The following is a 13,337-nucleotide window of genomic DNA, read 5'->3' on the forward strand; positions in this document are numbered from 1 at the left end:
CCTTTTCATTTTGGTTGAAAATTCCACACAATCAACTGCATCCCTGGCCTTTGAAATACTATAGCTGATGTTGATTTCACCGCAGAGTAGTCGAGCAGAATTCGGCGCATCCATCGCTTCAAGTCACATGTCTGGAAAACAAAAAAAGCGCCTCTATCATCCCTAAAAAAGGGATGACAGAGACGCTAAATATGCGCGGTTCCACTCTGATTGAAGGCGAATGCCTTCCACTCTGGACGTTCTGTAACGGGAACGAATCGATAAAGCCTACTTTTTGTTCAGCTTTATGCTCAAAGGTGCATTTCAGTTTTGCCTAGGCTCAGACCACTTTCAGCCGGTAATGGTCCTCTCTTTAGAGCATGCGCCACTTACTTCTCCTTATCAACGCTTTCTCAATGTAAATACATTTTACAACGAACTGATAAATTGTCAATCAATTTCTACTTATTGCGCAAGTTTTTCTACACGATCAATTATTTTCTGTTTGCCAATTAAGCAAATCGCGTTCGGAAGTTCTGGACCATGCGTTTCACCCGTCGTTACGACGCGAATTGGCATAAATAGATTTTTACCTTTGTGACCTGTTTCTTTTTGAACAGCTTTAATAGCAGCTTTGACAGTATCAGGCGTAAATTCCTCTAAACCTTCAAGCTGTGCTTTAAATGCAGCCATTACCTCAGGTACCTGCTCACCTGCTAAAACTGCTTTTGCTTCTTCATCATATTCAATATGATCGTTAAAGAATAGGCGAGATAGTTCTACAATTTCAGCACCAAAACTCATTTGCTCATGATAAAGTGCGATTAAATCTGTAGCCCATGCACGTTCTTCTTCTGTTAACTCTTCTGGTAATAAACCGGCTTTTTGTAAGTGCGGTAAAGATAATACCACTACTTCTTCTAAAGATAATTTTTTAATATATTGGTTATTCATCCAAGTAAGCTTTTGTTTATCGAACATAGATGGTGATTTTGAAAGACGTTTTTCGTCAAAGATTTTAATAAATTCTTCTTTTGAGAAAATCTCTTCTTCCCCTTCAGGAGACCAGCCAAGTAAAGCGAAGAAGTTGAACATCGCTTCAGGTAGATAGCCTAAATCTTTATATTGTGTGACGAATTGAATAATTGATTCATCACGTTTTGATAATTTTTTACGGTTTTCATTAATGATTAATGTCATATGACCAAAGCGTGGATATTCCCATCCGAATGCATCAAAAATCATCATTTGTTTTGGTGTATTCGATAAATGCTCTTCACCACGGAATACATGTGAAATTTCCATAAAGTGATCATCTAGCACTACCGCATAGTTATACGTTGGGATACCATTTGCTTTAACAAGAACCCAGTCACCAATATCTTTTGACTCAAATGATACTTGTCCACGTACTAAATCCTCAAATTCATATGTTACACTTTCAGGTACACGCATACGAATTGTATATGGTTCACCAGCAGCTTCTTTAGCCGCAACTTCCTCTGCCGATAAATGACGACAAGTACCATCATAAGTTGGAGCTGCAACACCTCGAGCTTTTTGTTCTTCACGAGACGCTTCTAATTTCTCAGAAGAACAGAAGCATTTGTAAGCTAAACCTTGCTCTAATAGCTTTTCAGCGTGCTCTTTATAAATATCAAGACGCTCCATTTGACGATAAGGTGCATATGGTCCACCAATATCGATCGACTCATCATATTCAATACCTAACCATTTTAAGTTATCTAGCTGAGATGCTTCTCCGCCCTCTACATTACGCTCAATATCTGTATCCTCAATACGTACGATGAATTTACCATTATGATGTTTTGCATATAAATAGTTAAATAACGCTGTACGCGCTCCACCGATATGTAAGAAACCAGTAGGGGATGGCGCGTAACGAACACGAACTTCTTTCGCCATAATTAAAAGCCTCCTAAATTTTCGATCAAAAAATTGACTTTGTTCATTTTACCACTCTGTTACAGGAAATAAAAGCACTGAGAGCCTGCTTTTATTTCTTATTCAATAGGATTGTCGCCATCGCAGCAATCCCTTCCTCGCGACCTGTAAAACCTAAACGCTCAGTTGTTGTTGCTTTAACATTAACTTGAGAAGGCTCTGCATGAAGCAATTCTGCAATTCGATTTTGCATTTGTTCAATATATGGCGCCATTTTCGGACGTTGTGCCATAATCGTACAATCCACATTACCTAGAACATAGCCCTTATCCTCAACAATTTTCCAAATATGCTCTAATAATTTCGCTGAATCAGCATCCTTGAACGCGGGGTCTGTATCTGGGAAATGACGACCGATATCTCCCTCACCAATAGCCCCTAACGCTGCATCTGTTACAGTGTGTAATAAAACATCTGCATCTGAATGTCCCACTAACCCTTTTTCATGAGGAATTGTTATACCACCAATAATTAATGGACGCCCTTCTTCAAATGCATGCACGTCAAATCCTTGTCCCACTCGAAACATATGATTTTGAGACTGTCTAATAAGATAAATAAAATCTACCAACTGAAGCTCATTTACTTCAAAAAATATGCAGACTTAAAAAGCTTCTATTCAGCTTATAAGGCAGTCTCATTCACCTTCCTTCACTTTTATATTTACTCTATATTATACCCTCACATTTTAACATATTTCCTAGGAAATTGAGTGTCTCGGCAAAGCTATATAATATGGGGCTCTCATTTCCCTCGTATTTTTTGTTATGCTTGCATTAATCTAATACGATAAGGCGGGAATAAAATGAACATCAATACTTTTGAAAAGCAGTTTAAAAAAGTAATTGTACAGCGTGGGCACGATTATTATGTAAAAAATCATGTCATTGATATTATGCAAATTGACAATAGCAATTGGCAGGCAGAGGTTGAAGGAACTGAACCGTATACTGTAGATGTCGTCATCACATCAAATGGCGATATTACATATGCGAATTGTGACTGCCCTTACGATGATGATTGCAAGCATATTGCCGCTGTGCTATACGCGATTAAGGAACAGCTTAACAATCCTCCTGTATCAGTATTTAAATCATCTAAAGCAAAAAAATCAACATTACAGCAATTGCTAACAACACAAACAAAAGAAGATTTAATAAGCCTAATTCTAACAGTTGGGAAGAACTCCCCTAATTTTTTGCAAGAATTAGAAATGCGGCTAATGGAGCCAACAGATATAGTAAAGGCCGCTAAAAAAATAATTGTCCAGCATCTAAAAGCTGAGCAAGAGGGGCGTAGCGGTTTTATCCCACGTCATCGGGCATCGAAAGCGCTAAAAGGTGTCTACGCAACACTTCAGCACGCTGAGGAACACATCGACAAAGAGGATCATATTACAGCTATTGAGCTTAGTTTTCTGTGCCTCCAATATGCATTAGAGGCACTACAATATGGTGATGACTCCGATGGTCATTTCGGTGATGCCATTAATGAAAGTCTTGAATTAATTAATCAAGCAATTGAAGAAGGGACAAGCCTTTGGTCAAAAAAGCAGCATGAAACAGTATATGAACTTGTTATTCAAAAAGCAATGCAACACGATTTAGATGGTTGGGTAGACTGTCGAATTCATTTGCTCCACGCCTGTGTTCCTCTTTGCTTGGATGATGATATTGAGGAGCAGTTTAAAACCCTTATTCATTCAATGGAAAGTACATCAGATGATTGGAATGCACAATATATAAATAAAGAGTTAAAACAGATTGAACTTCATTTACTACAGGATAAATACAGCAGTAAGGAAGTAGAGGCATTTTTAGAGAAGCATATTGAGGACTACCATATGCGTGAACAAATTATTCAATCTGCCATTAACCGCGGTGAATATGAAAAAATATTACAATTAACAGCAGATGGAATTCAGCAAGATCAACAACTCCCAGGAATTGTGAGCATGTGGCAACGCTATGCCTTTCTAGCTCATCAGCATTTAGGGCATACAGAAGAGATGCGCGAATTAGCTTTAACGCTATTACAACAGGGTGATTATGATTTTTACAAGGAATTCAAAGCTCTTCACTCTACTGATCAATGGCCGGAGGTTCTAGAAGAATTATTAAATAGCCTTGCAAATTCGCACTTATATGCAAGGCTTATTGTAGAGGAACAACAAACTAAACGTATTCTAGACTATTGCAAAGAATACCCAACACGAATAGAGGACTATTATCAATTCATTAAAAAGCAGTACTATGAAGAAGTTTGTGCACTCTTCATTGACGCCATCACTATCGATGCTCAATCTTCCACTAATCGAAAAAATTATAAAGATGTCTGTCGTTCTATCAATATTATGCGTAAGGCTGGCTATGCCATAGAAGCAGAACGGTTAATTGCTGATTTACTGCAAACTTACCCAAGACGGTCTGCTTTTATAGAGGAATTAAAAAGTATTATGAAATAGTGGATTTTCTCTGCAAAAAGAGTTGCTTAACAGCTTTACATTTTGAGGAATTGAGGCATTTAAGAACATTGCTGAAACAGCCCATAGTCAAGCAGAAGAAGAGAAAAAATCTGAAAGAAGTTAAAATAAAAATCCCGTAAGAAGTTATAGTGCTACTTCTTTACGGGATTTTGTCTAGCTGCTCTAACCGCTACCTTTTCATTTACCTATTGTCTCACTTCAACTACTCGCATTCAAAGCACGTTTACGCAATATCGCTTCACCAAAAACTAAATCCTCTTGCGTCGTCATCTTTACATTCTCGTAGCTGCTTTCTACAATATGCACCTCATGACCGAGACGTTCAACAAGCATTGCTTCATCTGTGCCAAGGAAGCCTACCTTCTCAGCTACATCCTCTGCCTCTACAATTAAATCAAATTGAAATGCTTGTGGAGTTTGAATCATCCATAAGCTTTCTCGATCAATAGTCTCTTCAATAACACCATTGCGTACTTTTTTCATCGTATCCTTCGCACGAACTCCTGCAATCGCAGCGCCAAATTTATGCGCACTTTGTACAAGACTCGCAATAATGTCATGCGTAATAAATGGACGCGCAGCATCATGCACAAGCACAATATCGACCTGCTTCATTTCTTTCATGCACGAATGGACGGAATGCTGTCGCTCTGCACCACCATCAGGTAAACCTTTAACTTTAGTAATTCCATACCTCTCTAGCATTTCTTGAATAAATCCACGCTCTTCTGGCTTCACTGCAAGCCAAATACCTGTACACTGGCTGTCCTGTTCAAATACCTCCAGTGTGTGTATGAGGATCGGTTTTTCTAAAAGATTTAAAAATAACTTATTTTGCCCTGCACCCATTCGCTTTCCGCTTCCCGCAGCAGGCAACACTACTTCATATTGCACATTTCCCACTTCCTAGTCATCCTTTGGTTTAGCAAAAATCATACGACCTGCTGATGTTTGAAGAACACTTGTTACGGTTACCGTAATTGCCTGTCCTATATAGCTACGTCCACCTTCAACAACAATCATTGTGCCATCATCTAAATAAGCAACCCCTTGATTATGCTCTTTGCCATCTTTAATGACCATCACTTGCATATCCTCACCTGGAATAACGACAGGCTTTACTGCATTTGCTAAATCATTGATGTTTAGTACTTTAACGTGGTGAAGCTCACAAACTTTGTTAAGGTTAAAGTCGTTTGTAACAATTTGTGTATCGTTACCCCTTTTCTTTGCAAGACGTACTAGCTTTAAGTCAACCTCTTGCACATCCTCAAAGTCCTCTTCAGTAATCTCAACCTTCGTCGAACGCTCATCTTGTAATTTCTTTAAAATATCTAAACCACGACGACCTCTTGTACGCTTTAATGTATCCGAAGAATCAGCAATATGCTGGAGCTCAGTAAGGACAAATTGGGGTACAACTAGTGTACCTTCTATAAAGCCGGTTTCAGAAATATCTGCAATACGACCATCAATAATAACACTAGTATCTAACAGTTTATAGTTTCCTCGTGCTTCTTGCGGCTCTACACCTTCCGTTAATTTTTTCTTCGTATTGTTACCCCGTAATGTAAATAGCTGGATTAATTCATCTCGCTTTTTAAAGCCTACACGGAACCCTAAATATCCAAGCACAAATGACAGTATAATTGGTATAACCTTTGTAATAATCGGTAAATCAATACTATCAATTGCAAAGCCTAAGAAATAAGCAACGATTAATCCGATAATAAGTCCAAGTGTACCAAATAATAAATCCCCAACAGGTACTTTAAATAACACCTCTTCCATCCAGCTAATGAGCCTTACAAAATAATCTGAAAAGGCAAACGATAATGTAAACAGTAAAAGCGCTCCTAAAGCTACTGATACGTAAGGATTATCCAGCCAAGGATTAGATGATAAATGAAGCAATTCGTATAATGGCGGTAAGAAAACAAGGCCTAATGCTCCTCCAATCAGTAAAAAAGCAATTTGAACAAATTTTTTCATAAACTGTCACCTCCCATTTTTAATATATAATTATACATAGTTTACTGTAGAAAATCTTTTATGAACCCATCAAAGTATCATTAATCTCTTCTTTTGATCGATCATTTCGATTCTAATGAAAGAGAAGAATCAATAATTGAAATCCCTCACACTCAAATTAGAAATGCTTAAGCATCTGCTAGGCATTAAAGAAGCCTTTTCACAGACGTTATCTTAGACGCCATTACCCCTCTTAGAGTTTCCTACCTTCTATCTATGAATTACAAAAGCAATTAAAAGTGCATGTCAGAACATTGTCCAACATGCACAAGCTTCTTTATTGCTCTCTAAAGCAAGCATTCAATGCATCTTTTATCGTTTCTACACCAACTATCTCAATACCTTGTGGAAAATCCCATCCACCGATATTCGAGGCCGGTATGAAGACCCGTTTAAATCCGAGCTTTGCTGCCTCAATCACACGTTGTTCAATACGTGATACACGACGCACCTCGCCTGTCAAACCTACTTCCCCAATAAAGCAATCCGTTGCTCTGACAGCTTGATCCTTAAAACTTGAAACGATGCTTGTCAACACAGCCAAATCAATTGCAGGCTCATCAAGCTTCACGCCGCCAGCAACTTTAATATATGCATCCTGTGCCTGTAGCATGAGGCCCATTCGCTTTTCAAGGACTGCCATAAGCAGCTGCACACGATTTTGATCGACACCCGTTGCCATTCGTTTTGGATAATTAAAGCTTGTTGGTGTTACAAGCGACTGAATTTCAACTAGAATTGGCCGTGTACCTTCCATCGAGGCTACAATCGTTGACCCTGCCGCCCCCTGTGAACGCTCCTGTAAGAACAACTCAGACGGGTTTAACACTTCCTTTAAGCCCCCTTGAAGCATTTCAAAGATAGCAATTTCATTCGTAGAGCCAAAGCGGTTTTTTTGGCTGCGTAAAATACGGTGATTATGATGTCGTTCTCCTTCAAAATACAATACCGTATCGACCATATGCTCCAAAATACGTGGCCCTGCAATTTGTCCCTCTTTTGTTACATGTCCCACTAAAAAAATTGCAATTCCCTTTGTTTTTGCAATTCGCATAAGTTCTGCGGTACATTCACGCACTTGTGATACACTACCAGGTGCACTCGTTACCTCCGGATGAAAAACAGTTTGAATAGAATCGACAATAACGAACTTTGGCTGCACATCGTCAATGGTCTGATTTAAAAACTCTAAATTCGTCTCAGAATATATATATAGCTCCTGTGATACCACTCCTAAACGTTCTGCACGTAGCTTTGTTTGACGGATAGATTCCTCACCAGAAATATAGAGCACACGATGTCCCTTATTCGATAGCAACGCAGATACTTGTAATAATAACGTCGACTTCCCAATCCCAGGATCTCCCCCAATTAACACAAGAGAACCCGGCACGATGCCGCCACCTAACACTCGGTTAAGCTCACCCATTTCTGTTGCAACTCGTGATTCCTCAGCAGCTTCAATCTGCATAATAGGGAGAGCCTTTTGGGTAACCGTAGCTGAATGTTGGAATGCCCCACGTGGCCCTTTTGCAACGACCTCCATCTCTTCAACCATTTTATTCCATTCTCCACATCCTGGACATCTTCCCATCCATTTTGCGGATTCATAGCCACAGCTTGAGCATACAAATTTTGTTTTTTTCTTTGCCAAATTGCATCCACCTCGAATATTTGTTCTTATATTTAATATTGTACATAAAAAAAGACAGCTTGGCACTTAAAGCCTTGCTGTCTTAATCAATTATGCCTCGGCATAATTGCGTCCGGAATCGGCTTTGTGCTTAGGCCTGCACGATGCAGGTCAGTTAGCCGTTATCGCATGGATGCGATGATTTTAGGCTAACATCCCCTAAGCACTCCTTTCCGATTCCATGACATCCGCCGGAGGCTTTAGGCCAACACGATGTTGGTCACTCAGTCATTGCCACAGGACGTGGCGTTCTTAGACTGAGTTCCTATATTTCAGCGGGTATTTGGACACCCACTGAAAAGCAGCTTAAATCCTCATTCATCTCACCACCTATAGAGGTGGGAGACTTTTGCTGAAAAAAGTTAAATCGCATGTTGTGGGAGAATTATTTAGAAGTAGAAACTCCCTCTTTTTTCTTCACAACAAACTCATCATTCACGTAATCAATGATAACTTGGTTGCCCTTCTCTACATTGCCTTTTAGCAGTTCTTCCGATAAACGGTCTTCTACTTGTTTTTGTAATGCACGACGTAGTGGACGAGCACCGTATTGAGGATCGTAGCCTTCCTCTGCAATTTTCTCAAGAGCCGAATCCGTTAACTCTAACGAAATGTCTTGCTCTTTTAGACGTTTTGTTAAAGCATTCGCCATCATTGCTACGATTTCTTTTAAATGTTCTTTTTCTAGTGAGTGGAAGACGATCATTTCGTCGATACGGTTTAAGAATTCTGGGCGGAATGCTTTTTTCAATTCCTCCAGCATTGTACCTTTCATATCTTTATACTTCGTATCAGTACTACCTACATTGAAACCAAGGTTTTTACGATATTTTAAAGCATCTGCACCAACGTTTGATGTCATAATAACAACCGTGTTGCGGAAATCTACCACTCGACCTTTAGAATCTGTTAAACGGCCATCTTCAAGTACTTGAAGTAAGATATTGAAAACATCTGGATGAGCCTTTTCAATTTCATCTAGTAATACTACTGAATACGGTTTACGACGAACTTTTTCTGTTAGTTGACCGCCATCATCAAAGCCTACATAGCCTGGAGGTGAACCAACTAAACGTGAAGTCGAATGTTTTTCCATGTACTCAGACATATCAACGCGAATCATTGCGTCCTCATCGCCAAACATAACCTCAGCTAATGCTCTAGCAAGCTCTGTTTTACCAACCCCTGTAGGACCTAAGAAAATAAATGAACCAATTGGTCGTTTCGGATCTTTCAAGCCAGCTCTTGCACGACGAATTGCGCGAGAAATCGCCTCTACTGCTTCTCCTTGACCTACAACTCGTTTGTGTAACTCTTCTTCAAGCTGTAATAACTTAGAAGATTCTTCTGAAGCAATTTTTGATACTGGAATTCCAGTCCACATAGATACTACCGCTGCTACATCATCCACTGTAACTTTTGATTCGGCTTTGCCTTGTTCTTCCTTCCAATTTTTTCTCGTAGTTTCAATTTCATCTTTTAGCTTTTGCTCTGTATCTCTTAATGACGCTGCCTTTTCAAATTCTTGACCTGAAACAGCTGCATTCTTTTCAGAGCGCACATTTTCAAGCTTATCTTCAAGTGCCTTTAAGTTTGGTGGCACTGCGAATGAGCGTAAGCGTACTTTAGAACCCGCCTCATCGATTAAGTCAATCGCCTTATCTGGTAAGAAACGATCAGAAATATATCGATCACTCATTTTTGCTGCCGCTTCAATTGCTTCATCTGTAATTTTCACACGATGATGTGCTTCATAACGATCACGTAAGCCTTGAATAATTAGAATCGCTTCTTCTACAGTTGGCTCATCAACTTGAATTGGTTGGAAACGGCGCTCTAATGCCGCATCCTTCTCAATATATTTACGATACTCATCTAGTGTCGTTGCACCAATACATTGAAGTTCGCCACGTGCTAAAGATGGTTTTAAAATATTTGACGCATCAATGGCACCTTCGGCACCACCTGCACCGATCAATGTATGCAATTCATCGATAAATAAAATAACATTTCCTGCTTGGCGGATTTCATCCATTACTTTTTTCAAGCGATCCTCAAACTCACCACGATATTTTGTTCCAGCAACAACCGTTCCCATATCAAGTGTCATAACACGTTTATCACGAAGAATTTCTGGCACTTCATTATTAATAATTTGCTGCGCTAAGCCTTCAGCAATAGCTGTTTTACCAACACCTGGCTCCCCGATTAATACAGGGTTATTTTTTGTACGGCGAGATAGAACCTCGATAACACGTGTAATTTCCTTGCTTCGACCAATGACCGGATCTAAAGTGCCTTCACGAGCAATTTGCGTTAAATCACGCGCAAGGCTATCTAATGTTGGTGTATTGGCAGCCTGTGCAGCTTGTTGACCAGATTGAGCATTATCGTTATTGCCTAATAACAATAGCACTTGCTGACGAGCCTTATTCAATCCGACACCAGCATTATTTAATACACGGGCCGCTATACCTTCACCTTCACGAATAAGCGCTAATAGTAAATGCTCTGTGCCGATATAGGAATGACCTAATTTACGTGATTCATCGACTGATAGTTCTATTACTTTTTTAGCTCGAGGTGTGTAATGGACTATTGGACCAACATCCTCTTTACCTTTCCCTACTAGCTCTTCAATACCTGCTTCAATCATTTGAGGACTAATATCAATGGCTTCTAATGCTTTTGCAGCAATACCGCCACCTTCACGGATAAGCCCTAATAGAATATGCTCTGTTCCGATTGATTCGTGTTTCCAACGAATTGCCTCTTCTTGTGCAAGCTGTAATACTTTTTGCGCGCGTTGTGTAAAACGATTAAACATCAAATGAATCCTCTCCTTTTCCCCGAATAATAGGCTTACTCATATTTTCTCGAGATAGTGCCTCACGAAGCATTTCAGCTCGTACGCGATCTCGCTCAGCAGGCGGCAAAACGTCCCCTGCATAATTCTGTAAAAATCCAGGCTGCATACTGACTACACATTCGTTTAATTTGGTCGCTTTAATACCTTCAATTAACTGTAAATCTACCCCTAAACGAACATTGGATAGACAAGTAGCAGCTTCCTCACTCGTTAAAATTCGAGCATGTGTTAAAGTACCTAAAGCACGGTATACACGGTCTTCTAAGGCAAGTTCTGCTTTTTCCATTAACTTTCCTCTTGCATGCCGTTCTTTTTGAATTATTTTTTCAGCGACACTTTGGATGTCCGCTAAAATATCATCCTCTGTTTTACCTAGTGTAATCTGATTTGACACTTGGTAAACATTCCCTATATTTTCGCTACCCTCTCCATATATTCCTCTTACCGTCATTCCTAATCGCGTCATTGCATTCATAATTTGATTCATCTGACCCGTAAGTGTAAGGGCTGGCAGGTGCATCATGACGGATGCTCGCAAACCAGTACCAATATTTGTCGGGCAACTTGTTAAATAACCAAATGTATCTCGAAATGCATAAGGCAAAGCTTTCTCTAAGGCACGATCTATTTTATTGGCCTGCTCGTAAGCCTTTTGAAGTTGAAAACTCGCCGTCATACATTGAATGCGTAAATGATCTTCTTCGTTCACCATAATGCTAGTTGATTCGTCATCAGATAAGAGCATGGAACCATCTCGCTCTTTCTTTGCAAGCTGAGGACTAATTAAATGTTTTTCTACAAGTATTTGACGCTGTAAAGACGTTAAATCTTTAATAGCAAAATATGAATAATTTTCTCGAAGTTCTGTACTGTCCTTGATTGCATGTGTAACTGCCTGTTCCACCTGTAATGCTTCATCCTCTGTAAAGGCTAATGGAAAACGATAACCATCTAAATTTCGAGCAAGACGGATGCGTGTACTAATGACAATATCTGAATAATCGTCCTCCACACTCATCCACATTGGTGTAGCACGCTCTAAAAACGGTTCAATCATCACGACACATCACCACCTTCAAATTGTAGCTGCTTCTCAAGTTCCCTCACTTCATCACGAAGCTTAGCTGCCTCTTCAAATTGTTCTTCATCTACAGCAATCCTCATACGTTTACGTATATCTTCAATTTGCTTTTTGATGACATGAACATTATTTCGAGCACCGGGCATTTTCCCTATATGTTGAGGACCTGCCTGTATACGGTTAAATAGCTTCGGTAAATGCTCACTAAAGGTGTCATAGCAGCTAGGGCATCCGAATTTACCTTCTTTTAAAAATTGTTTATACGTAAATCCACATTGTGGACATGTTTGCGGTTGTGGTTGTGCTTGCTGTTTTTCACCCACTTTTTGTTGCTGCCATGTAGGTGAGCCAAACCAATTGGATAATAGCTGTTGAATAGATATTGGCTCTTGCTTAAATTCAGCATGAAATGGATGGAACTGCGAGGCGCAGACGTCACAATAATGGTGCTCCACCTTTTGACCACTTTGAACTTGTGTTACGGTAACTGTCGCATTACGCTGCTTACAATGTTCGCATATCATTTCCATCACCTCTTTTATTTTTGCTGTTCATATTTAATCGTTGTTAGCATCGCTCGTAAAATTTTTGCTCGAATGTTATCCCGTAGCGGGAGTTGCAAATCGATAGTTGAGCGATCAACTGCTGCTAACATTATTTTCGCTTCTCGCTTTGAAATTACCTGCTCATCAATTAGTCGATAAACTAAATCTTCTGCCATTGTTTGTGATGCTCCACCGTCTATTTGCCTGAGGACATCATCGATTAGATCAATTTGTGAATTCGCGCGGACACGTAAAATTCGAATGTATCCACCACCACCACGTTTGCTTTCAACAAGGTACCCTCGTTCGGCAGTAAATCTTGTATTAATTACATAATTTATTTGTGAGGGCACGCATTGAAATTTATCTGCAATTTCACTACGTTTTATTTCAATATGCCCTTCTCCACCTAATTCAAGTACTTGCTTTAAGTAGCCTTCTATGATGTCTGATATATTACGCATTTTAGGAATACACCTCGCTTACTCCACTGACTTTGACTATCTTTGACTTTCTTTGAGTATATTATACAAAACGCTTGAAAATAATTGCAATTAATCCGCACACAGAAAAAAAATCAATTATGCCTCGGCGTCATCTCACCACCTATAGAGGTGGGAGAATTCCGCTGAAAGAAGTTAAAGCGTTTGTCCTTAGCTATAAGATACCCTTTTCAACAATAGAAAAAA

Annotated in this window: 10 protein-coding genes and 1 other annotated feature; of the genes, 1 reads left to right on the forward strand and 9 read right to left on the reverse strand. The window is 39.5% G+C overall.

Features of this window, described 5'->3' with window-relative positions; all coding sequences use genetic code 11:
* Nucleotides 1-175: 175 nt before the first annotated feature.
* Nucleotides 176-394 (reverse strand) — a binding site (T-box leader).
* A 50-nt stretch (nt 395-444) separates the two neighbouring features.
* Together gltX and ispF are read right to left on the reverse strand one after the other, a co-directional pair.
* Nucleotides 445-1,905 (reverse strand): glutamate--tRNA ligase, encoded by a 1,461-nt coding sequence (gltX, locus tag ACQKOF_RS05990; RefSeq protein ID WP_427554565.1) that lies wholly within the window; start codon nt 1,903-1,905, stop codon nt 445-447.
* A gap of 91 nt (nt 1,906-1,996) precedes the next feature.
* Entirely contained in the window at nt 1,997-2,473 is a 477-nt protein-coding gene (gene ispF / locus ACQKOF_RS05995) for a 2-C-methyl-D-erythritol 2,4-cyclodiphosphate synthase (protein WP_427554773.1), read from the reverse strand.
* A 276-nt stretch (nt 2,474-2,749) separates the two neighbouring features.
* On the opposite strand from ispF, the gene ACQKOF_RS06000 reads away from it, so the two are divergent.
* Nucleotides 2,750-4,408: an SWIM zinc finger family protein gene (locus ACQKOF_RS06000; protein WP_427554567.1), complete on the forward strand. Its 1,659-nt coding sequence runs from the start codon at nt 2,750-2,752 to the stop codon at nt 4,406-4,408.
* Between the two features lie 219 nt (nt 4,409-4,627).
* Here ACQKOF_RS06000 and ispD read toward each other — a convergent pair whose 3' ends face one another.
* The 7 genes from ispD to ACQKOF_RS06035 all read right to left on the reverse strand — a co-directional run bounded on the left by ispD (nt 4,628) and on the right by ACQKOF_RS06035 (nt 13,112).
* Nucleotides 4,628-5,323, reverse strand: a complete 696-nt coding sequence (gene ispD, locus ACQKOF_RS06005; protein ID WP_427554775.1) for a 2-C-methyl-D-erythritol 4-phosphate cytidylyltransferase — start codon at nt 5,321-5,323, stop codon at nt 4,628-4,630.
* Between the two features lie 12 nt (nt 5,324-5,335).
* Nucleotides 5,336-6,421 (reverse strand): PIN/TRAM domain-containing protein, encoded by a 1,086-nt coding sequence (locus tag ACQKOF_RS06010; protein WP_427554569.1) that lies wholly within the window; start codon nt 6,419-6,421, stop codon nt 5,336-5,338.
* 316 nt (nt 6,422-6,737) lie between these two features.
* A complete protein-coding gene (gene radA / locus ACQKOF_RS06015) occupies nt 6,738-8,114 on the reverse strand; it encodes a DNA repair protein RadA (RefSeq protein WP_427554571.1) in 1,377 nt (458 codons plus the stop codon).
* A gap of 424 nt (nt 8,115-8,538) precedes the next feature.
* Complete coding sequence (locus tag ACQKOF_RS06020) at nt 8,539-10,983, reverse strand: ATP-dependent Clp protease ATP-binding subunit (RefSeq protein WP_400726432.1); 2,445 nt, start codon at nt 10,981-10,983, stop codon at nt 8,539-8,541.
* Nucleotides 10,973-12,082, reverse strand: a complete 1,110-nt coding sequence (locus ACQKOF_RS06025; RefSeq protein WP_427554574.1) for a protein arginine kinase — start codon at nt 12,080-12,082, stop codon at nt 10,973-10,975. The genes ACQKOF_RS06020 and ACQKOF_RS06025 overlap by 11 nt, the downstream gene beginning before the upstream one ends.
* The gene (locus ACQKOF_RS06030; RefSeq protein ID WP_370043903.1) at nt 12,079-12,627 is read right to left on the reverse strand and encodes a UvrB/UvrC motif-containing protein; all 549 of its coding nucleotides are present in this window, start codon (nt 12,625-12,627) and stop codon (nt 12,079-12,081) included. The genes ACQKOF_RS06025 and ACQKOF_RS06030 overlap by 4 nt, the downstream gene beginning before the upstream one ends.
* A 14-nt stretch (nt 12,628-12,641) precedes the next feature.
* On the reverse strand, nt 12,642-13,112 hold the full coding sequence (locus ACQKOF_RS06035; protein ID WP_053482840.1) for a CtsR family transcriptional regulator: 471 nt from the start codon (nt 13,110-13,112) through the stop codon (nt 12,642-12,644).
* Nucleotides 13,113-13,337 lie beyond the last annotated feature (225 nt).

Source organism: Lysinibacillus sp. NPDC093190 (assembly GCF_050280425.1).
Lineage (GTDB): Bacteria > Bacillota > Bacilli > Bacillales_A > Planococcaceae > Lysinibacillus.

What these genes read in the sequence shown, in the direction of transcription:
- gltX (WP_427554565.1), bottom strand. Translation starts at nt 1,905, where the DNA reads ATGGCGAAAGAAGTTCGTGTTCGTTACGCGCCATCCCCTACTGGTTTC.
- ispF (WP_427554773.1), bottom strand. Translation starts at nt 2,473, where the DNA reads ATGTTTCGAGTGGGACAAGGATTTGACGTGCATGCATTTGAAGAAGGG.
- ACQKOF_RS06000 (WP_427554567.1), top strand. Translation starts at nt 2,750, where the DNA reads ATGAACATCAATACTTTTGAAAAGCAGTTTAAAAAAGTAATTGTACAG.
- ACQKOF_RS06010 (WP_427554569.1), bottom strand. Translation starts at nt 6,421, where the DNA reads ATGAAAAAATTTGTTCAAATTGCTTTTTTACTGATTGGAGGAGCATTA.
- ACQKOF_RS06030 (WP_370043903.1), bottom strand. Translation starts at nt 12,627, where the DNA reads ATGATATGCGAACATTGTAAGCAGCGTAATGCGACAGTTACCGTAACA.
- ACQKOF_RS06035 (WP_053482840.1), bottom strand. Translation starts at nt 13,112, where the DNA reads ATGCGTAATATATCAGACATCATAGAAGGCTACTTAAAGCAAGTACTT.